Source organism: Chitinophaga filiformis (genome assembly GCF_023100805.1).
In the GTDB taxonomy this organism is placed as follows: Bacteria; Bacteroidota; Bacteroidia; order Chitinophagales; family Chitinophagaceae; genus Chitinophaga; species Chitinophaga filiformis_B.
The window spans coordinates 7,633,788-7,655,611 of sequence record NZ_CP095855.1 but is presented as its reverse complement, the minus strand read 5'-3'; the positions used below and the strand labels follow the sequence as shown (position 1 = coordinate 7,655,611).

General features: G+C 47.6%; 18 protein-coding genes. 14 read left to right on the top strand and 4 right to left on the bottom strand.

From position 1 onward, the window contains the following. Positions 1 to 41 precede the first annotated feature (41 nt). The 3 genes from odhB (at position 42) to MYF79_RS29885 (ending at position 3,762) form a co-directional block, all read left to right on the top strand. Complete coding sequence (odhB, locus tag MYF79_RS29895) at positions 42 to 1,613, top strand: 2-oxoglutarate dehydrogenase complex dihydrolipoyllysine-residue succinyltransferase (RefSeq protein WP_247811514.1); 1,572 nt, start codon at positions 42 to 44, stop codon at positions 1,611 to 1,613. 109 nt (positions 1,614 to 1,722) lie between these two features. Beyond that, positions 1,723 to 2,883, top strand: a complete 1,161-nt coding sequence (locus MYF79_RS29890) for an RsmB/NOP family class I SAM-dependent RNA methyltransferase (protein ID WP_247811513.1) — start codon at positions 1,723 to 1,725, stop codon at positions 2,881 to 2,883. A 15-nt stretch (positions 2,884 to 2,898) separates the two neighbouring features. Next, complete coding sequence (locus MYF79_RS29885) at positions 2,899 to 3,762, top strand: hypothetical protein (protein WP_247811512.1); 864 nt, start codon at positions 2,899 to 2,901, stop codon at positions 3,760 to 3,762. A gap of 150 nt (positions 3,763 to 3,912) precedes the next feature. Here MYF79_RS29885 and mnmA read toward each other — a convergent pair whose 3' ends face one another. Continuing rightward, positions 3,913 to 5,016 carry a tRNA 2-thiouridine(34) synthase MnmA gene (gene mnmA, locus MYF79_RS29880; RefSeq protein ID WP_247811511.1) on the bottom strand — a complete coding sequence of 368 codons (1,104 nt, stop codon included), beginning with the start codon at positions 5,014 to 5,016 and terminating at the stop codon, positions 3,913 to 3,915. A 179-nt stretch (positions 5,017 to 5,195) separates the two neighbouring features. Between mnmA and MYF79_RS29875 the strand changes: the two genes are divergently transcribed. The 5 genes from MYF79_RS29875 (at position 5,196) to MYF79_RS29855 (ending at position 11,957) form a co-directional block, all read left to right on the top strand. After that, entirely contained in the window at positions 5,196 to 6,701 is a 1,506-nt protein-coding gene (locus MYF79_RS29875) for a tagaturonate reductase (RefSeq protein ID WP_247811510.1), read from the top strand. 15 nt (positions 6,702 to 6,716) lie between these two features. Beyond that, positions 6,717 to 8,111 carry a glucuronate isomerase gene (gene uxaC / locus MYF79_RS29870; RefSeq protein ID WP_247811509.1) on the top strand — a complete coding sequence of 465 codons (1,395 nt, stop codon included), beginning with the start codon at positions 6,717 to 6,719 and terminating at the stop codon, positions 8,109 to 8,111. Between the two features lie 14 nt (positions 8,112 to 8,125). Beyond that, positions 8,126 to 9,124: a sugar kinase gene (locus MYF79_RS29865; protein WP_247811508.1), complete on the top strand. Its 999-nt coding sequence runs from the start codon at positions 8,126 to 8,128 to the stop codon at positions 9,122 to 9,124. 2 nt (positions 9,125 to 9,126) lie between these two features. Further along, positions 9,127 to 9,792 carry a bifunctional 4-hydroxy-2-oxoglutarate aldolase/2-dehydro-3-deoxy-phosphogluconate aldolase gene (locus tag MYF79_RS29860; RefSeq protein WP_247811507.1) on the top strand — a complete coding sequence of 222 codons (666 nt, stop codon included), beginning with the start codon at positions 9,127 to 9,129 and terminating at the stop codon, positions 9,790 to 9,792. A gap of 806 nt (positions 9,793 to 10,598) precedes the next feature. After that, a complete protein-coding gene (locus MYF79_RS29855; RefSeq protein WP_247811506.1) occupies positions 10,599 to 11,957 on the top strand; it encodes an MFS transporter in 1,359 nt (452 codons plus the stop codon). A 65-nt stretch (positions 11,958 to 12,022) separates the two neighbouring features. Here MYF79_RS29855 and MYF79_RS29850 read toward each other — a convergent pair whose 3' ends face one another. Continuing rightward, a complete protein-coding gene (locus tag MYF79_RS29850; protein ID WP_247811505.1) occupies positions 12,023 to 13,669 on the bottom strand; it encodes a UxaA family hydrolase in 1,647 nt (548 codons plus the stop codon). Positions 13,670 to 13,945: 276 nt separating this feature from the next. Between MYF79_RS29850 and kduI the strand changes: the two genes are divergently transcribed. The 6 genes from kduI (at position 13,946) to MYF79_RS29820 (ending at position 20,383) form a co-directional block, all read left to right on the top strand. Further along, positions 13,946 to 14,782, top strand: coding sequence for a 5-dehydro-4-deoxy-D-glucuronate isomerase (gene kduI / locus MYF79_RS29845; protein WP_247811504.1), 837 nt, complete (start codon positions 13,946 to 13,948; stop codon positions 14,780 to 14,782). 5 nt (positions 14,783 to 14,787) lie between these two features. Then, the gene (locus MYF79_RS29840) at positions 14,788 to 15,933 is read left to right on the top strand and encodes a DUF4861 family protein (protein ID WP_247811503.1); all 1,146 of its coding nucleotides are present in this window, start codon (positions 14,788 to 14,790) and stop codon (positions 15,931 to 15,933) included. Positions 15,934 to 15,952: 19 nt separating this feature from the next. Further along, the gene (gene kduD, locus MYF79_RS29835) at positions 15,953 to 16,717 is read left to right on the top strand and encodes a 2-dehydro-3-deoxy-D-gluconate 5-dehydrogenase KduD (RefSeq protein ID WP_262922399.1); all 765 of its coding nucleotides are present in this window, start codon (positions 15,953 to 15,955) and stop codon (positions 16,715 to 16,717) included. A 22-nt stretch (positions 16,718 to 16,739) separates the two neighbouring features. Next, on the top strand, positions 16,740 to 17,807 hold the full coding sequence (locus MYF79_RS29830) for a LacI family DNA-binding transcriptional regulator (protein WP_247811501.1): 1,068 nt from the start codon (positions 16,740 to 16,742) through the stop codon (positions 17,805 to 17,807). Between the two features lie 126 nt (positions 17,808 to 17,933). Next, positions 17,934 to 19,127 carry a glycoside hydrolase family 88 protein gene (locus MYF79_RS29825; protein ID WP_247811500.1) on the top strand — a complete coding sequence of 398 codons (1,194 nt, stop codon included), beginning with the start codon at positions 17,934 to 17,936 and terminating at the stop codon, positions 19,125 to 19,127. Continuing rightward, positions 19,127 to 20,383, top strand: a complete 1,257-nt coding sequence (locus MYF79_RS29820) for a DUF2264 domain-containing protein (RefSeq protein ID WP_247811499.1) — start codon at positions 19,127 to 19,129, stop codon at positions 20,381 to 20,383. The genes MYF79_RS29825 and MYF79_RS29820 overlap by 1 nt, the downstream gene beginning before the upstream one ends. Here MYF79_RS29820 and MYF79_RS29815 read toward each other — a convergent pair. Together MYF79_RS29815 and MYF79_RS29810 are read right to left on the bottom strand one after the other, a co-directional pair. Then, positions 20,380 to 21,057: a response regulator transcription factor gene (locus MYF79_RS29815; protein ID WP_110056301.1), complete on the bottom strand. Its 678-nt coding sequence runs from the start codon at positions 21,055 to 21,057 to the stop codon at positions 20,380 to 20,382. The two genes, MYF79_RS29820 and MYF79_RS29815, sit on opposite strands and share 4 nt — an antisense overlap. After that, complete coding sequence (locus MYF79_RS29810; RefSeq protein WP_247811498.1) at positions 21,029 to 21,781, bottom strand: sensor histidine kinase; 753 nt, start codon at positions 21,779 to 21,781, stop codon at positions 21,029 to 21,031. Before MYF79_RS29810 ends, MYF79_RS29815 begins: the two co-directional genes overlap by 29 nt. Positions 21,782 to 21,824: the final 43 nt, after the last annotated feature.

Here is a 21,824-nt window from a genome sequence, read left to right as displayed (position 1 = left end):
AGTTCACTTTTAAACATTGATTGCACACAGAAATTAGAAATATGGCTATCGAAATCAAAGTTCCTACGGTAGGAGAATCTATTAGCGAGGTAACAATTGCAAAGTGGTTGAAGAAAGACGGAGATTATGTGCAGCAGGATGAGGTGATCTGTGAAATGGAATCTGAAAAAGCCACCTTTGAACTGAATGCAGAAAAGGCAGGGGTATTAAAAATTGCAGCCCCTGAAGGCGCTACTTTAAAAGTAGGCGATGTAGCTTGTACAATTGACACCGATGCTGTTGCACCCGTGGGCAACAATGCTCCGGCCGCGGCGGCGCCTGTTGCTGCAGCTGCACCTGCTGCTCCTGTTGCCGAAGCTGCTCCTGCAGCACCTGCGGTAAATAAAGGAACCATTGAGATGAAAGTGCCTACTGTGGGCGAATCTATCAGTGAAGTAACACTGATAAAATGGCTGAAGAAAGACGGTGAGTATGTAGAGCGCGATGAAGTGATCTGCGAGCTGGAATCAGAGAAAGCCACTTTCGAACTGAATGCCGAAGAAGCCGGTGCATTACAGACACTGGGTAAAGAAGGAGATGTATTAAAGGTAGGTGATCCTATCGCCAAAATAGATACCAGCGTAGGCCGTCCTGCGGGTAAAGCACAACCGGCTGCTGCGGCAGCTCCTGCTGCGAAACCACAGGCTGCTCCACAGCCACAGCAGGCGCCGGTGACCGCTATCCCGAACGATCTGAAGGCTACTCCTGTTGCTGCTGCGGTAATTGCAGACAAGCATGTGGATCCATCCTCTATCAAGGGTACCGGTGCACATGGCAAGATCATGAAGGACGATGTATACGCAGCACTCCAGAATCCGGGTGTGGCTATCGGCCAGGAAATGTTCACCCGCGCAGAACGCCGCGAGAAGATGAGCAACCTGCGTAAGACTGTTTCCCGCCGCCTGGTGGAAGCGAAGAATACGACAGCGATGCTGACCACCTTCAACGAAGTGGACATGACAGCCATCATGGAACTGCGTGCCAAATACAAAGAAGTATTCAAGAAACAGCATGAAGTGAACTTAGGCTTTATGAGCTTCTTCACAAAAGCATGTTGTTTTGCACTGAAGGAGTTCCCTTCCGTGAATGCATATATCGACGGAGAAGAGCTGGTATACCATGATTTCTGCGACGTATCTATCGCTGTATCAGCACCGAAAGGACTGGTAGTGCCGGTGATCCGTAATGCAGAAAGCCTGGATATGGCGCAGATTGAAAAGAAAGTAGTGGAACTGGCTACCAAAGCCCGCGACAACAAACTCACCATGGATGAAATGACCGGTGGTACTTTCACCATCACCAACGGAGGCGTGTTCGGTTCGCTGATGAGTACTCCGATCATTAACATCCCTCAGTCTGCTATCTTAGGCATGCACAAGATCCAGGAACGCCCGATGGCTGTCAACGGACAGGTAGTGATCCGTCCGATGATGTACGTTGCGCTGAGCTACGACCACCGTATCATCGATGGCCGTGAGTCTGTGAGCTTCCTGGTGCGTGTAAAAGAAATGCTGGAAAGTCCTGAACAGTTACTGTTCGGTAAAGATCCGCTGAAAGCATTATTGAAATTGTAATTAACGCTAAACGCGGAACGCGTATAATTGCGAAACGCTTAACGCCTGATTGCCTTGTTGCCAATCGCGTTAAGCGTTTTGCATTTTAAGCGGCCGCATCAATCGCAATATGATCCGTTGGGAAAATTATTTAGCTGCTGCAGAGAAGATCATTATCGCCTACGATGGTTCCCTGCCATTGCATCACTTTCTGAAAGGATTCTTTAAGCAGCATCCTTACATGGGCAGCAGGGACAGGCGACAGATCTCTCAGCTGGTATACCAGTATTACCGGCTGGGACACCTGTGGAAAGGGGCGAAGAGCACCTCCGAAAGAATATTGCTGGGCTCTTTCCTGTGTGAACAGGAAGGGAATGAAATATTAAGGTTCTTTCATCCGGAACTGAACGAAAAGATCACGTTGCCTGTTGAAGAAAAACTGTCATTGCTGGGACATGGAAATGTGACGGATGTATTCCCGTTCACAAAGGAATTATCTGAGGGTATAGACAGCCTCGCTTTCAGCCGCTCTTTTTTCGTGCAGCCGCATCTGTTTATCAGAACACGTAACAATAAGCAGTTTTCGATACTGCGCCTGCTGGAAAAGGCAGCTATTGCATTTGAAGTATTGGGAGATGATACTATCGCATTGCCCAACAGTACGAAGATAGATGCGATCATCACCGATAAGAGCTGGTATGAGATACAGGATGCCTCCTCACAAAAAGCAGGTGCAATGTTCAATGCGCAGGCAGGCGAACAATGGTGGGATAGCTGTGCGGCCAGTGGTGGCAAATCGATCTTGCTGCTGGATAAACAGCCGGGCGTAAAACTGCTGGCAAGCGATATCCGGACCTCTATCATTCAAAACCTGCATCAGCGGTTTAAAGAGGCTGGAATACGGCACTACGAAAGTGTTGTGATGGACCTGACAGCACCCGTGTCATCATCAGTGATCAAAGATCGTCGCTTCGATCATATTATCCTCGATGCGCCCTGCTCCGGATCGGGTACCTGGGGGCGCACGCCTGAAAGTCTTTCTTTCTTCAACGAGAAACAGATCACCGAATATCAGCAGCTGCAAAAGAAGATCGCTGCCAATGTAGTGCAATTGCTGAAGCCCGGCGGAACACTGATCTATATTACCTGCTCCGTCTTCAGAAAAGAGAACGAAGAGGTGGTGCAATTCCTGGAAGAGGGTAGCGGATTGCAGGTACAGGAAGGCGGCGTGATACCAGGATATGAGCAGCGGGCGGATAGTATGTTTGCGGTAAAGATGTTAAAAAAGTAAGTACCTTATCACCTTATGAAGAGAATATTGTATTTGTTACTGTTCCTGGCAGCATGTAAATCATCATCATCCGATCAGGAAGCGGACAGGATCACAGTGATCAGGGAGAAGATATTGAATGAAAATATCATCGCGGATTTTAGACCCGAGACATTTGAGGGTGAGGTAGACCATATTTCAGAAGTTATTTATAAAGATAGTCCTGTAGAGACGGATACGGTTTCGAAGGAATATTGGTTTAAAGATCATCGTTTGCACCGGATTTCTGCGATTACCAGAAGAATGCCGAAAGATACACTCACCATTCGATATGATACTGCTGGCAGAATATTGTCACTTATCAATTCGGATGGCCGTAGCAACTACAATATTGATAGCTTTAGATATGATGCAGCCGGCCGGCGTATTGAACAGATGAATCGTATTTTCAGTATTGAAACCCGTCATCTGTATGAGTATAATAAAGCAGGAGATTCGTTATTGATCAGGAAGGGAGAGGAAGATAATGTAGATAGTATTTATATCCGGAAGAATGGCGACGTTATAACTGTGACACGGGCATTCGGCGAGGGCTACAAGGGAGCAACATATGTATATGAGTATGATGGGCAGAACAGGCCGGTCACTTTATACTGTTATCAGAATGGAGTTGCAGACAGTAAGGTGATCGAAAAATATGACAGCCATGGAAACCTCGTAAAATGGGAATATTACCGGGCTGATACTACGACGAAAGGTGGTTTTGGTGAAATGGATGCAACCTTGAGTTATACGTTTGAATATACGTATGACAATAAAGGAAACTGGACGTCCAGGAAAAAGCAGGCAGTAGATAAAAGTCAGGCGATAGTTGTAGCAAGAAAGATCACTTACAGGTAGAAAAGCGGTAGTGTAGAGATCAGATATATCGTGAGCGTCTTCAGTGCTTCGTAATCAGTTTTTCCAGGGCTGGTTAACCAATATTCAAATTCGCAAATATAAAAAAGGTGCTTCAGTCATGAAGCACCTTTTTTATATTTGATCTGAATATCATTGCGGTAAAACACTTCGCTGTATAATGCCTCCCGCAATCACATCGTCTCCTTCATAGAAAACGGCTGACTGACCGGGAGCGATACCTTTCACGTGTTCGTAGAAATTCACCTTCACTTTGCCGTCTACATTGTAAAGATTGCTGAGCGCACCCTTATCTTTATAACGGATCTTGGTGATGGCTTCCATACCTTCAGGAATGTGGTCGTACTTTATCAGGTTCAAACCAGCAACGGTCATTTCATTCCGGTTCAGTTCATCTTCATTACCCAGTACAACGGTATTGGTCTCGGGGATGATCTCGGTTACGAATACCGGGCGTCCCAGGGCAATATCCAGCCCTTTACGCTGCCCGATGGTATAGAAGGGATAACCCTTATGATGACCGACGATCGTGCCGTCTCTCAGTACGAAATTGCCGCCATTTACCTGTTCTTCCAGTCCGTCCACTTTACGCTTCAGGAAACCGCGGTAGTCGTTGTCCGGCACAAAGCAGATCTCATAGCTTTCTGCTTTTTTTGCCAGTTCCGGATAACCGAAATCGAACGCCATCTGGCGGATCTCAGTCTTGCGGTATTTACCCAGGGGAAGTATGGTACGGGCCAGCACATCCTGCTGAAGTCCCCACAATACATAGCTTTGGTCTTTCAGGTCATCAATACCTTTGCTGAGCACAAAGCGGTCGTTTTCTTCCCTGATCTGTGCGTAGTGTCCTGTAGCAATAAAAGCACAATCCATGGCGTCAGCACGTTTCATCAACGCACGCCATTTTATATGGGTATTGCACAGAACGCAAGGATTAGGTGTGCGGCCTGCTATATATTCGTCTACAAAGTTATTAATAACAAAATCCCCGAATTCATCCCGGATATCCAGTACGAAGTGAGGAAAACCGTGGTGTACGGCTGCTGCACGGGCATCATTGAAGGAATCCAGGTTACAGCACCCGGTTTCCTTTTTGCTGGAGCCGGCAGATGCATAATCCCAGGTCTTCATGGTGATTCCCACCACTTCATACCCTTGTTCATGAAGCATCAGGGCGGTAACGGTACTATCTATACCGCCGCTCATCGCTACCAGAACCTTACCATGTCTGCTCATCGTTAATAATATTAAGTGCGCAAAATTACAGAAATTAGTCGAGAAGCCTCCCCGGGGGTAATATTATGACATGAATGGGAAAGAGTAATTCTACTCCGATATTGAACAGGTGCTATGGACTGTCAAGTATTCGTTTTATATTTAATGGTCAGAGTTCTGCGTTTAATAAAAAAACTAATATGTTACCTATTTTAAATAAAGCTCATGTATTGAAGCATCCGGAACTGGGGGTGTCAGAGAGCTATTTTAACCATCCGGAGAAGATATTACAGTTCGGTACAGGCGTATTACTTAGAGGATTAGTGGATTACCTGGTGGATAAAGCCAACAAAAAAGGAGTTTACGGCGGAAGGATCGTAGTGGTAAAGTCTACCGGCGGAGATACCAATGAGTTCAGCCAGCAGGACAACCTGTATACAACCAATATCAAGGGCGTTTCTCAAGGGGAACTGGTGAATGAGGTGCTGATCAACGCTTCCGTTAGTCGTGTTTTGCAATCGAATGCAGATTGGCGGCAGATATTAGATGCAGTACACCAGCCCGCACTGCAAACAATCGTTTCGAATACTACCGAGGTAGGTATCCAATACGTAGCCGAAAAAATTGATGGCGTACCGGCATCTTTCCCTGGAAAATTGCTGGCCGTGCTCTGGGAGCGTTTCCAGTATTTTAAAGGGGCTTCGCATACCGGCTTTGTGATCGTACCGACCGAGCTGGTGGTGAACAATGGAGCTTTGCTGAAGGAGATAGTACTGAAACTGGCAAAATATAATGACCTGCCGGTGGCGTTCCTCCAGTGGATAGAAAGTGATAACTATTTCTGCAGCTCGCTGGTGGACAGGATCGTGCCAGGAAAACCGAAAGACCTGGCGGCCCTGGAAACTAAGGCCGGATATAGCGACAGTTTATGGATCGACGCAGAACCTTACCTCCTCTGGGCCATTGAAGGAGATGAGCGTGTCCGGGAAATCCTGGGATTCCATCAGACGGACGCCCGGATGCTGATAACGCCGGATATCACGCCTTTCCGTGAACAAAAACTCAGGATACTGAATGGAAGTCATACCATATCAGTACCGCTGGGCTATCTCTCTGGCCTGAACACTGTTTTTGAATGTATGGAGAATGCCTATATGCGTTCCTTCTTCCGGACAGTTATTATCGAAGAGATCCTGCCTACCATCAGGGAGATCTGTCCGCAGGCGCCTGAATTTGCGGAAGACGTGCTGGACCGCTTTGCCAACCCGAATATCGCGCATAAGCTGCTGAGCATCACCTTCCAGGAAAGTATGAAGATGAATGCGCGGAACGTACGCACCATTACCCGTTTTTATGAGCAGCAGAAAGCATTGCCGGCGTCCATGTGCCTGGGCTTTGCCGCCATGCTGTTGTTCCTGCGCCCTGTGAAGCAGGAGAATGGACAGTATTTTGGCCAACGGGGCGAAGAATATTACACTATCACAGACGACAATATCGCCATCTTTGCAACGTACTGGGCGGATATCATTGGCAGGGGAGGCGCTGCTATCGCAGCAATGGTCCAGGCCATCAGTGCCGACAAACGTTTATGGGAAAGTGATCTGTCGCAGGTCCCCGGTTTTGTGGAAACAGTTTCCGCACATCTGCAGGGGATGTTGCAGGAAGGCGTAAAGGCATATGCAGATAGCTACAGTAAAGTATTATAAGGAACCAGATCGTTTATGAAACAATTTTTAGATGCTGATTTCCTGTTGCAGACAGAAACGGCCAAACAGTTATTCCACGATTATGCAAAAGAGATGCCCATCATCGATTATCATAATCACCTGCCTCCGGATGAAATAGCGGCTAACCGTCAGTTCGAGAACCTGACCGCCATGTGGCTGAAAGGAGATCACTATAAGTGGCGTGCAATGCGTGCAAACGGGGTAGCCGAGGCGGATATTACAGGAGATACGGACGACTATACAAAGTTCAGACGCTGGGCAGAAACCGTGCCCTATACCATGCGGAACCCGCTGTATCACTGGACGCATATGGAACTGCTGAACCCATTTGGCGTAAAGCAGTTACTGGATAAAGACAGTGCAGAATGGGTGTATGGACATTGCAACGATCAGTTACCGAAGTGGACTACCCAGGCCCTGTTACAGCATTTCAAGGTACATGCATTATGTACTACTGACGATCCCTGCGATACGTTGGAGCATCACCAGGCCATCAGCCAGTCTTCTTTTAACGTGCGTGTATTGCCTACTTTCAGGCCCGACAAGGCAATAGGTGTGGAAGATGTGCCAGCTTTTAACAGCTATGCAGATAAACTTGGCACAGCAGCAGGTATCAATACGGATAATTACAGTCAGTTCATAGATGCATTGCGCGCCCGTCACGACTACTTTCATGCAAATGGCGGACGTTTGTCCGACCATGGTATCAGTACATTTTATGCAGGTAGTTTTACCGAAGAAGGATTGACTGCTTCTTATGCAAAACTGCGTAAGGGGCAGGCGCTTACACCGGAAGAAGCAGACGCTTTTAAAGCAGGCACCCTGCATACTATCTGTGAATGGAATCATGAGCGTGGTTGGGTACAGCAGTTCCATGTAGGCGCTATCCGCAATAATAACAGCCGTTTGCTGAGCCGCATTGGTGCAGACGCCGGTGTTGACTCCATCGGCGACTGGCAGGTAGCGCAGGCGATGTCTGTGTTCCTGGACAGGCTGGATAAAAATGACAAACTGGCGAAGACAGTAGTATATAATCTGAACCCGGCATACAACGAGGTATTTGCCACCATGGTGGGAAATTTTCAGGATGGCACTGTACCCGGAAAAATGCAGTTCGGATCGGGTTGGTGGTTCCTCGATCAGAAAGACGGTATGGAGAAACAGATGAACACCTTGAGCAATATGGGATTATTGAGCAGGTTTGTGGGTATGCTGACGGATTCGAGAAGTTTTCTTTCCTACTCCCGACATGAATATTTTCGACGTATTTTGTGTAACCTCATAGGTAACGATGTAGAGAACGGAGAGCTGCCCGCAGATATCAAATGGCTGGGTAAGATGGTGCAGGACATCAGTTTCAACAATGCCAGATCGTATTTCGGATTTTAAGACCCAACAAGAGCATGAAGCCAGTTAAAGTAATTTCATTTGGAGAGATATTATTACGCTTGTCGCCGGAGTGGAACAAAAACAGCGCCGCCCTGTTCGTAGGCGGTGCAGAAGCCAACGTAGCCGCAGCATTGGGACGTTGGGGTACACCCGTTTCGTATATCAGCAAGGTGCCTGACAATGGTATTGCCACACAGGTGCTCGAGCAGCTGGAATCGCTGGGAATAGCAACAGATCGTATGCTGAAAGGAGGTGACCGTATCGGCATCTATTTCCTGGAACAGGGCACCGACCTGAAAAATGCAGGTGTTGTATACGACAGGAAGTATTCATCTTTCAGCCAGATGCAACCCGGTTCGGTAGATTGGGACAGCCTGCTGGGAGATGCTGAATGGTTCCACTGGAGTGCCCTGACACCCGCCCTGAATGAAAATACGGCCGCTATCTGCAAAGAAGTGCTGGAAGCGGCTACACGCAAAGGTCTGAAGATCTCAACAGACCTTAACTATCGCAGTAAGTTATGGCAGTATGGTAAACAACCATTTGCGGTAATGCCGGAACTGGTACAATATTGTGATGTGGTGATGGGAAATATCTGGGCCGCCCATCAGATGCTGGATACCTCTCTGAATACGGTAGCGCTGGAATCAGCTACGAAAGACACGTATCTCGCAGAAGCTGCATCGGTGGCCAGAGAAATTACAGAGAAATATCCCCGTTGCAAACAGGTGGCATTTACCTTCCGCTTTTCCAATGCGTTTACACATAACCTTTATTATGCCACCTGGTATGAAGGCGGAGCACTGAAAGTATCAAAACAGTATGAAACGAATGAAGTAGTAGACCGTGTTGGCAGCGGAGATAGTTTTATGGCGGGATTGATACATGCGCAGGTAAGCGGGATGGATGCACAACAGACCATTTCTTTTGCAGCAGCAGCAGCCTGGTCCAAATTATTCGTCAGGGGAGATTTTAATTTAACAGATAAAGCAGACATCTTAAAACTGATATAGACATGGCAGCACCAGCAGCAGAGATCATTGCCGCATTTGAGCGCAGTAAAGTAATTCCTGTATTCTATCATGATGATGCCGCAGTATGTATAGAAGTATTGCAGGCCTGTTATGATGCAGGGCTCCGTGTGTTTGAGTTCACGAACCGTGGCGAAGGTGCACGTCGCAATTTTGCCGCCATGCAGGAGAAGAAGAAAGCGGCTATGCCTGATATGTATCTGGGCATTGGTACGATTAAAAACGGGGAAGATGTAAAGGTATTCGCAGATATGGGTGCCGACTTCATCGTAAGCCCCATCATAGATGCCGGTGTAGCAGACAGTTGCCGTAAAGAGAATATCGTGTGGATACCCGGTTGTATGACCCCTTCGGAAATTGCAGTAGCTGAAAAGCATGAAGCGCCGCTGACGAAATTGTTTCCCGGCAATGTGTTGGGACCTGGTTTTGTAAAGGCGATCAAGCCGCTGTTCCCTAAAATGAAGTTTATGCCAACCGGCGGAGTAGAACCAACCAGGGAGAGTGTAAAATCATGGCTGGATGCAGGTGTAGTATGTGTAGGAATGGGTTCCAACCTGCTGAATAAAGAATTGATAGATAAAAAGGACTGGGCCGCACTACGTGTGCAGATGTCCGGTCTTGTAGAACTGGTAAAAAGCATCAGTAAATAAGCACCTTACCTGCGTGTGTGCCCTGACAGGTCTTGACTAAGAAAGACAGCTGGTGAAGGAGCCCGGGTTGAAGCTATCGTCTCGCTGTACTTCATAAGTAATTACGTGGAAAACCGCCAAATGTAACCAGCATTCATCAGGTGGTCGGTATGAATAAAGGAGCGTGTAAACGTATTGGCTGAGGGCAGAGGCCTTGTTGCAGACGCACGCTGGGCTATGGTTAACCAGGCATATGGAATGCCATCTGACAGTGGTAATGGTAACAGTAAGGGTTAAGGTAAGGTAACAGTGAGGTAAGGTAACAGTGAGGTAAGGTAACAGTGAGGTAAGGTAACAGTGAGGTAAGGTGAAGTAAAGTAACGAAGGTGAAGTAAGATAACGGTGATGGTAACAGCAAGGGTTAAGGTACAGTATGGTAATGGTAACGGCAAGCTGCTCAATGTATCTCATAAATGCAGTTGGAAGAACATAAGTATCCGGCGGTTTCAGATGGAGATCCCTGGCCTTAGTTATTTGAAGTATGCTGACGCGACCTTGCAGGGGTTAAATAGTAATACTAAAGCCCAACGCGCTCCTCAAAGCTTAATAGCCGGGAACTTCAAAGAACTACAGCCAGGGATCCCATCTGAAAACCGCGTACGGCCTTCGCGGTGATGAAAAGCGGTAAAGGAAATCAAAAAAAATGCCGCTGTCCTTGCCGGATAAGTATCAAAACGAGCGAAAAAACAGTAAAACATGCAAACGTTTGCATTATTCACCGGAGTGTTGTAAATTGATAACACTTTATAAATTCCAAAATGAAAGGCATGGATTCCACTACAATTGGTAAGTATCGCTGGCGCATTTGTGCATTGCTCTTCTTTGCTACTACAATTAACTATATAGACCGCCAGGTAATAGGCCTGCTGAAGCCTATTCTAATGGCCCCGGACCAATTCAACTGGACAGAGAAGGATTTTGGTGGTATGATGTCGGCATTTGCGGCAGCTTATGCAGTCGGGCTCCTGGTATTCGGCCGCCTCGTAGACAGGATCGGCACCAAGATGGGATATATCTTATCTATCGTTGTATGGAGCATTGCCGCAATGGGGCATGCACTTGCAAAAACAACATTCGGATTTGGACTGGCGCGTGTATTCCTGGGACTGGGAGAATCCGGCAACTTCCCCGTAGCCATTAAAACTGTTGCAGAATGGTTCCCGAAGAAAGAGCGGGCACTGGCCACCGGTATTTTTAATTCAGGCGCTAATATCGGGGCGGTAATTGCTCCCATTGTAGTTCCCTGGCTGGCTGGTACCTATGGCTGGCAACATGCGTTCATCTGGACGGGATTAATAGGATTTATCTGGTTGATATTCTGGGCGGTTATGTACGAAATTCCCGCCCGGCATAAGAAACTGACACAGGCAGAATACGATCATATTCATAGTGATGACGCAATGGCTGCTACAGAGGAACTCCCTGCCGGTGTTAAGCCGGTAACCGCTGCAGCGGTAGCTTCCGCATCCGCACCTCATGAGAAGAAAAGCATCAGCTGGAAGCAACTGTTGGGAGTGAAACAAACCTGGGCATTTGTATTTGGTAAGCTGCTGACAGACCCCATCTGGTGGTTTTTCCTTTTCTGGTTGCCTTCATATTTTGCAACTACCTTCAATCTTGATTTCAAAAAGCCCAACCTGCAGTTATTCGTGATTTATACCGCCACCACGGTAGGTAGTATTGGCGGTGGATATCTCTCCTCCTGGCTGATCAAAATTGGCTGGCCGGTGTTCAAGGCACGTAAAACATCCATGTTGCTGTTTGCTATCTGCGTTGTACCGATCATGTTTGCCAAAAGCACTAACAATATATGGGTGGTTGTAGGTCTGATCAGTCTGGCCGCAGCCGCACACCAGGCATGGTCTGCCAATATCTTCACAACGGCTTCGGATATGTTCCCTAAACATGCTGTCAGCTCAGTAGTGGGCATCGGTGGAATGGCCGGATCGATAGGAGGGAGCCTGTTCCCGATATTAGTGGGGTACCTGCTGGATTACTATAAAGCGCAGGGCAATATCGGTGCAGGGTATAATATCCTGTTCCTGATCAGTGGTTCAATGTATCTGTTGGCCTGGTTTATCATGCACCTTTTCGCTCCAAGGATGGAGCAGGTAAAACTGGATTGATCATCATATTAAAAAAAGGCGGGGCTCATCGCACGATGAGCCCCGCCTTTTTTTAATATGATGAGTTACAGGCTCACCCCACGTTTCCATGGAATGAAATCATCCTGATTTAACAGTTCAGCTTTCGTTTTCAGCTCGCCACTGGCCGTTTTGATCACATATTCCAGGATATCTTCTCCCATTTCCTCAATAGTCTTTTCACCACTGATGATAGTACCTGTATTGATATCTATGATGTCGGGCATGCGGTTAGCCAGTTTGGTGTTGGTAGCCAGCTTTAAGACAGGAGCGATCGGGTTGCCGGTTGGGGTACCCAGACCTGTGGTGAACAATACGATGTTGGCGCCGGAACCTACTTCCGCAGAAGTGGATTCCACGTCATTACCAGGCGTACAGAGGAGGTTCAGACCTGGTTTGGTAACGTATTCCGTATAGTCCAGCACGTCCACAACGGGAGAAATACCGCCTTTTTTAGCAGCGCCGGCAGACTTGATGGCATCGGTAATAAGGCCGTCCTTGATATTGCCAGGCGAAGGGTTCATATAGAAACCCGAGCCTGCAGACTCTGCCTGGCTTTCATAAGCCCGCATGATATGGATGAATTTGTCGGCAGTATTCTTCTCAACACAGCGGTTGATCAGTTCCTGTTCTACGCCACACAGTTCAGGGAACTCAGAAAGGATGGAACTGCCGCCCAGCGCCACCAGCAGGTCGGATGTATGACCTACGGCAGGGTTGGCTGAGATACCGGAGAAACCGTCGGAGCCACCGCATTCCAGGCCGATCACCAGTTTGGAGAGCGGAGCCGGCTGGCGGGAGATCTTGTCAGCTTCTACCAGTGCCAGGAAGGTCTCCCTGATCGCATCTGAGAGCATCTCAAATTCTGAAGGGCTTTTCTGCTGTTCAAACACCAGTACCGGCTTATCGAACTGCGGATTCAATTTATTCAATGCCGCTTTCAGGATGGATACCTGAGCATGCTGACATCCCAGGCTTAATATGGTGGCTCCCGCCACATTAGGATGGTGGATATAACCGGCCAGCAGTGCACAGAGTGCATCTGAATCCTGCCGTGTGCCACCGCAGCCACCTTCGTGTGTAAGGAATTTAATGCCATCGATATTAGAGAAGACTGTATTACGTTTGTTGGTGAGCGTTACAGCTTCCGCCTTGTAAGTTTTTATAGCTTCCAGGTTGCCGCTTTTGTAGAGGGATACCAGGTCCTGTACCTGCTCGTTGTATACTTCTGTCGGAGAGAATCCGAGGCCTTTTTCAAAGGCTGTTTTGATCACGCTCACATTGCGGTTTTCGCAGAAAACCAGTGGGATCACCAGCCAGTAGTTGCGGGTGCCTACCTGCCCGTCTTTACGGTGAAAGCCCATAAAGCTGCGGTCTTTCCATTTGCTGACATCAGGTTTCTGCCATTCAATGGTGCCTTCCTTTTCGTGAAAAGCATTGGCATCGTGCTTAATATTCTCAGTAGTAATGATTTCTCCCTTGCGGATGGCAGTATTTGCTTTACCAACAAGTACACCGTACATAGTAATAGGATCGCCGGCCTGAATGTCGGAGATCATGAATTTATGTTTAGCGGGAACATCTTTCAGCAAAGTAATTGTGGAACCATTGAACCTGACAGCTGTGCCATGTTGCAGGTCCTGCAAGGCTACCAGTACATTGTCGTCAGGATGTATTTGTAGAAACGTATTCATAATAGCTAAAGTATAAAAATAACCGCACCCACTGTTAATACTAAAATCTTAATCCTTGATGAGATTTTGCCTTTAGAACAGTCCAGGCGGTACAAGTGTTTAGCTAAAACATTTTAGCGTTATGAGATTAGCACTCCTGTTATTTTCCCTATTTAATGCAAACGTTTGCAATTTTCCGCTTTAAGCATTACCTTCATTTAGGTTATGAAAAGAGATGCAACTGATACAGCATCCCCAACATGAATTATCATTTCTTAATTTAATATGTCGAGAACTATGACTGCAGAAACCAGGTATGCCTCCAGCCCGGCAGAGGTGCTGAGCTGGAACACCGCACAGACCAGGAAGGAACTTTTGATAGAACAGCTTTTTATACAGGACGAGATCAAACTGGTGTACAGTCATTACGATCGATTTGTAACGGGCGGAATATTTCCCGTTACCAGGGCGCTGGCACTGACGCCGCCAGACCAGTTCAAAGCCGCTTATTTCCTGGAAAGGAGAGAGCTGGGCATCATAAACGTAGGTGGCCCAGGCATGGTAAAAGTGGATGGCGAGACTTTCGAGATTGGATTTAAGGAGGCGCTATACATTGGGAAAGGCAGGAAGGAATTGCTGTTCAGCAGCAAAGATGCCGCTGCTCCGGCTAAGTTTTACCTCAACTCAACACCGGCGCATCACGAATATCCTAACCGTCTTGTTACCCGTAAGGATGCTGAAATAGTTACGCTTGGCGCTATGGAAACGGCTAACCATCGTACTATCAATAAATTACTTGTAAGTACCGTACTGCCCACATGTCAGCTACAGATGGGAATGACCGAGCTGAAGCCCGGCAGTGTATGGAACACGATGCCTGCACATACTCATGACAGGCGCATGGAAGTGTACTTTTATTTTGAAGTACCCCAGGGACAGTCAGTATGCCACTTCTGGGGCCAGCCACAGGAAACAAGACATATCTGGATGCAGAATGAACAGGCTGTAATTTCTCCGCCATGGTCAATTCACTCCGGCGCCGGCACCAGCAACTATACTTTTATATGGGGAATGGCCGGTGAGAACCTGGATTATGGCGATATGGATGTTTGCGCAATACCTGATCTCAAATAAAAAACATGAAGCGGATACTTTTGTTGTTAATGGCCACAGGTATATGGCATTCCAGCCTGCTGGCCGGTTCCACGGAAAAAAAGCCAGTTGCTGCACCGCCAAGCATCACGATTAAAAATCCTGCTGCTGTTGCCCGCAATGAAGAAATTGTGGAAATACCCTATGCCGGACTAAGTGCTGTTACCGGCCCTTTTAAGCTGATCAACAAACAGACCGGAAAGGAAGTGCCTTACCAGCTGGCATATGAAGGTGCTCCGCAACCTCAGTTATTGCTGGTGCAGGTAAGCGTTCCCGCTCATGGCAAGGTGGTGCTCACCGCTGTACCAGGCAAGCCGGCTACATTAGCGTCCCGCACTTATGCGCGTTATGTGCCGGAAAGGAAGGATGATTTTGCCTGGGAGAACGACCGTATTGCCTTCCGCATGTATGGGGCTGCATTGGAGAACTTTCCGTCTGAGAATGCACATGGTATAGACGTATGGACTAAACGCACCAGCGATCTTGTGCTGAATAAATGGTATAAAACGAATGATTACCACCATGATAATGGCCAGGGACTTGACTATTATCATGTCGGTATGACATTGGGCGGTGGCGACATAGCGCCTTACGTCAACGACTCTATCTATTATCCGCGTAATTACAGAACCTGGAAAGTACTGGACAGTGGCCCATTGCGCTGTACCTTCCAGTTGGGCTATGAAGCCTGGCAGGTGGGCAACACAACAGTGTCTGTCGTGAAAACGGTCTCACTGGACGCCGGCTCCCAGCTCAATAAAATGAGTGTACAATACACCCTGAAGCAAGGGGATAGCTTACCGGTAGTAGCGGGTATAGTAAAACGTCCGGCGCCGGGCACCATCCTGCTCGATGAGAAAACAGGCATCGCCGGATATTGGGAGCCGGAGCATGGCGCTGACGGTATTACCGGCCTGGGACTGGTATTGCCGGTACACCAGGGGCAGATGGAGTTAACCGCACAGCACTTGCTGGCGCACGCCAAAGCCAGTGCTAAACAGCCTTTTGTATATTATTTTGGTGCAGCCTGGAACAAGGCGGGGCATTATACCAATGCTGCGCAATGGTTCGCTTACCTGCAGGCATTTGCCGAAAAGCTGGCGGCTCCGCTGGAAGTAAACATCAATCAGTAAAAAGTATAATACTTATATGATCTTACAATCATTTAACCTGAGTGGCAAAACCGCGCTGGTAACAGGATGTAAAAGAGGAATTGGCCTGGGCATGGCGGTGGGGCTGGCTGAAGCGGGCGCTGACATCATCGGTGTGTCAGCATCGCTGGAAAAGGAAGGCAGTGAAGTGGAAAAGGCGGTAAAGGCCACAGGGCGGAAGTTCCATGGTTACCAGTGCGATATGGGTAACCGTGAGGCATTGTATGCCTTCATCAAAGAAGTGACGGAACAACATCCTGTGATAGATATCCTGGTGAATAACGCGGGTACCATCCTGCGTAAACCGGCAGCAGAGCACCCGGACGAATACTGGGATGAAGTGATCAATATTAACCTGAACGCGCAATTTATCCTGACCCGCGAAATCGGTAAAGGAATGATAGCACGTGGCAGCGGAAAGATTATCTTTACAGCATCGCTTCTCACCTTCCAGGGAGGCATCAATGTACCTGGTTATGCCGCCAGTAAAGGAGCGGTAGGTTCACTGGTAAAAGCCTTTGCCAATGAATGGGCCGGTAAGGGGGTCAATGTAAATGCGATCGCTCCGGGATATATTGCTACTGATAACACAGCCGCATTGCGCGCAGATGAAAAACGCAGCGCTTCCATACTGGAGCGTATCCCGGCGGGGCGCTGGGGAGAACCGGCAGACTTCAAAGGGCCTGTTGTGTTCCTCGCTGCTGCGGCATCTGATTACGTGCATGGTACCATTCTGACTGTAGACGGAGGGTGGATGGGGCGATAAACTGCACCCTGAATATTGATCTATGAGCAAAAGAACAGAAAAGACAATCGTTGATATTGCGGAAGAGCTGAAACTTTCCGTATCTACCGTTTCCCGCGCACTGAACAATCATCCGAACATCAGCACCCGCACAAAGGAAAAGGTAAAGAAGATGGCCAATAAGCTCGGATACCGCCCCAATGCCATGGCCGCTGGTCTGCGCAACAGTAAAAGCCGTACCGTCGGTTTGGTAGTGCCGCGTATTTCTATGTTCTTTCCTGCTACCATCAGTACCGTTATCCAGAATAAACTGCATGAACATGGGTATCATGTGCTGATCTGTCAGTCCAATGATTCCCTTGAACAGGAAATAGCGCTGGCTGAGACCCTGTACTCTACCAGGATCGACGCACTGGCGGTTTCCAGCACACTCTATACGACCGATTTCTCACATTTTGATATCTTCAAGGATAACAATATTCCGCTGGTATTCTTTGACCGCGTGCCGAAAGACTATAAGGTGAAAGTAATAAAAGGAGACGATTACCTGGGAGGTTATAAGGTTACAGAACACCTGATAGAAAAAGGCTGTAAGGACATTGTGCATATCTCGGGACCGCTCACCTGTAACCTGTACGTGGAAAGGGTAGCAGGCTATAAAGATGCCCTGCGCAAGCATAAGATCCCGTTTAAGAAATCAAGGATATTCTACCAGGAGCTGACGAAAGAAAATGCTTTACAGGCCTGTGAGAAGATCTTTTCCCGGACGCCTTATCCTGATGGTATTTTTGCTGCCAATGACACAACAGCTATTACCATTCTTGAATATTGCCGGAAGATAAATGTACGGGTACCGGAAGATCTCAAAATAGTGGGATACTCCAATGATCCGCGTGCAGAGATCATTACTCCTTCTATCACTTCCGTTGACCAGTTCCCGGCTATCATGGGAGAGCGGGTGGCCAATGCACTGCTGGAATTACTCCGGCAGCCCGCAACAACGCCACAACGTTACTCGGAAGAATTGGTGCCTATCCAGCTGATAGAACGTGCATCTTCAGCGGCGTCGGTTGCAAAACCTAAAACAAGCGTAAAAAAGAAAGTTAAATAAAAACAAAGGCAGGCCTGCTCTCAGCAGTAAACCTGCTTTTATTATCCACTAAAGTGCAAACGATTGCGTAAATATATTTGGTAAGTAGCCGCAATGCCAGTAATGCGGTCAATAAAATTACACGAGATGAAAAAACTACAGCTCCTCTTCTTTGCTTTATTATTATCCTGCAGTATTGTACATGCCCAGAAGGGACCGGCTAAGCCGGAAATGACCAGGCTTGTCAACAACGCACTGGACCGCGCCGTGCATCAGTATAAACTGATGATGCAGCATGTGCCCGACAGCGTATTGCCACGTACCACCAGCAACACGAATGGTAGTCTTGTTACCGCTAAAACAAACTGGTGGACAGCAGGATTCTATCCAGGTACACTCTGGTACCTCTATGAATATTCAAAAGACAATACCCTGAAGCAGGAAGCCCTGAAACGCACTGCACAGGTGGAAAGGGAGAAGAACAATAAAGGCACGCATGACCTGGGCTTTATGTTGTATTGCAGCGCCGGGAATGCGTATCGTATCACCAAAGATCCTAAGTATAAAGACATATTGCTGACAAGTGCACGCTCTCTCTGCACCCGTTTTAATCCTAAAGTAGGATGTATCAAATCATGGGATCATGGACAATGGGAATTCCCCGTGATCATTGACAACATGATGAACCTGGAATTACTGACCTGGGCTACCAGGGCCAGTAAAGACCGTTCTTTTGACCAGGTTGCGCGTACACATGCCAATACAACTATGAAGAACCATTTCCGTCCGGACTATAGTTCTTATCATGTTATAGGATATGATTCGACTACCGGCGCTGTACTGGCAAGGAACACGCATCAGGGGGCGAACGATACTTCTGCATGGTCGCGCGGACAGGCCTGGGGCCTGTATGGCTACACCATGATGTACCGGGAAACAAAAGATAAGGCCTATCTTGAACAGGCAAAGCACATTGCTGATTTCATCCTGGGCCATCCCCGTATGCCGGCAGATCTGATCCCTTACTGGGACTACGATGCTCCGGGCATTCCAAATGTGCCAAGAGATGCTTCTGCCGGTGCGGTAGCGGCATCGGCCCTGCTGGAGCTCAGTCGTTATACAAAAGGAGAGCTGTCCGTACGGTACTGGAACGCAGGGGAGAAGATGCTGGAAAGCCTGGCTGGTCCGGCTTATCTGGCAAAAGAGGGGGAGAACAATAACTTTATCCTGATGCATAGCGTTGGTTCTCTGCCACACAACTCGGAAGTGGATGTACCGCTCACATATGCAGACTATTATTTTGTGGAAGCTTTGTTACGATACAAACAATGGTCTAAGTAATGCACAGACGTCACTTTATAAAAGCAGTTCCGCTGGCAGGTATGGCCGGAGCGGTACCATCTGGCAACTTCCTGCAGGCAGCACAGCAGCCTGCAGGAAGTGCTGTTTTACAGGCAGACCGGGAATACTGGGTGCAACTCCTGACCCGTATAGCTGAACCGGTCATGAAGAATCTGAGCCTCGGACAGCTCCGGCAGAAAATGCCAACCGAGAAAGCGCCAGGTTATAACAAGCCGGTCGAAAAGGTGACCTATTTAGAGGCTTTTGGACGTACTATGGCGGGGATCTCTTCCTGGCTGGAGCTGGGGCCCGATAATACGCCTGAAGGTAAAATAAGGGCCCGTTTTATCGATTATGCATTAAAGGCCACGGAACAGGCAGTGCAGCCGGGGAGCCCTGACTATATGAACTTTACCGGCCAGTTTGACGGACAGCCGCTTGTTGACGGCGCCTTTCTTGCACATGCTTTTATCAGGGCGCCCAGACAGCTATGGCAGCCCCTTTCTGCTGCCGTTAAACAACAGGTGATAGCCGGGTTTAAGAGCCTGCGCGGCATCAGGCCGGGGTACAATAACTGGCTGCTGTTTGCAGCCATCATTGAAGCTGCATTATTGCTCTTTGGAGAAGAGTGGGATGGCATGCGGGTGGATTATGCAGTGAAAAAGCACGAGGAGTGGTATAAAGGCGATGGTATGTATGGCGATGGGGCTGATTTCCATTTTGATTACTACAATGGGTTTGTTATACAACCTATGCTGACAGATATTCTGAAAGTACTGTCATATGCAGGTAAGATCAATCAAAAAGAATACGATCAGGCCATTACCAGGATGCAGCGTTACGGCGTGATCCAGGAACGACTGATCTCTCCGGAGGGTACTTTTCCTGTGGTAGGCCGTTCCATGACCTACCGGAATGCTGTTTTTCAGCCGCTGGTGCAACTGGCGCTTCATGAGCAGCTGCCGGCTGAACTGAAACCTGGCCAGGTAAGGGCGGCGCTGACCGCTGTGATGAAGAATATCTTTGAAACGCCTGGCACGTTCGACAAAGATGGCTGGCTGCAATTAGGCTTTTGTGGCCATCAGCCGGAAATAGCAGATGTATATACATCCACCGGCAGTTTATACCTGTGTACTACAGGTTTCCTGGCACTGGGACTACCAGAAAAAAATGCTTTCTGGACGGCTTCACCTGAAGAGTGGACCGGTCAAAAAGCATGGGCGGGCAAAACAGTGAAGAAAGACCATGCGCTTTAGTCGGTATTGATGTCTATCAGTCCGTACCTGATACCGAAAATAACAAGCCCCACACGGGTTTTAACTTTCAGTTTGTCGCAAAGACTGCTCTTATAGTCATCAATGGTTCGGGGACTTACAAACATCTTCTGTGCTATTTCCTTGTACGATAGTTCTGTACAAAGGAATTGCAGGAATGTCTTTTCCTTAGGTGTCAGTTCTATTTTCTCGCTAAGTGATAATACATCTTTCTGCAGGCCGGAGATCACCTTCCCGGAAATGTAATCAGGCAGATAGAAATCTTTCTTAATAATAGAATCAAAGGCTTCTTTCAGATCGTCAGGTTCAACGTTCTTCATAATATAACCTTTGGCGCCGGATTTTAACATCTTAATGATCACGGACTCGTCGTTCAGCATAGAGAGCGCAAGTACTTTGATCTGAGGGAAATGGTTATTGATCCAGGTAGCAGTTTCATAACCGTTCATGCCGGGCATGTTTACATCCAGTATCAGGATATCCGGCAACTGTAACTCACGGTTATTGATGATCTTGATCACTTCTTCTCCATTGCTGGCCTCAAAAAGTATGAAGTAATCAGCAAAGGTATTAATCAGCCTGCCAAGTGCTTTTCTTACGAGCACATGGTCATCGGCAATGGCAACACTATATTTCGCTTTCCTGGTTATGCTCATGAAATGACTGTTTATTTACGGGTATAGTGATACGAATGGCGGTTCCGCTATTTTTCGCACTATTGATATGGAATGTGCCTCCTATCAGGGATGCTCTTTTTCGAATGTTCATCAGTCCCAGTCCTTTTGACCTTTCCTGTTTCGCGAACAGTGCCTCAGGATCGAATCCTACGCCATTATCCTTGATCTCCATCACCAGGATGTCTGTATTATGGGAAAGTTTGACATCTACTCTACTCGCTTTGGCATGTTTCACGATATTGTTGAGCATTTCCTGTACGATGCGGAAAAGTATGATCTCTGTTTGATGGTCCAGCAGGTTCCGAATGTCAGCAAAATTAAAGGAAGTTTCGTATAAATTGGTCCTCTTCAGTCGCTCCAGTTCGAAATCAATGGAGTTGGCAAGGCCTACTTCGGTAACGCGGTCAGTATGTAAACTGCGTGAAAGGTCTCTTAGTTCCGTGATGGCTTTTTGCAAAGCTTTCCTGCTCTCTTCTATATATTCCTGTGCTTCACTGTTGTTTTCTACCGGTACTGTTAATAAGGATAATGCTACGAACGTGAGGGATTGCCCGATATTATCGTGTATCTCCTGAGACAAATGTCCGAACACATTCTCCTGGATCTCAAGTTGTGATCTTAATAGTTCCTGTTCATACCTTTCTTTCATTAATCTGAGTTCCTGCACCTGTGCCTGCCTGCTTTTCTGATTCAATATCAACATAATAACGATGAAGCCCACCAGTAAAACAAGTAGGAAGAGGGAT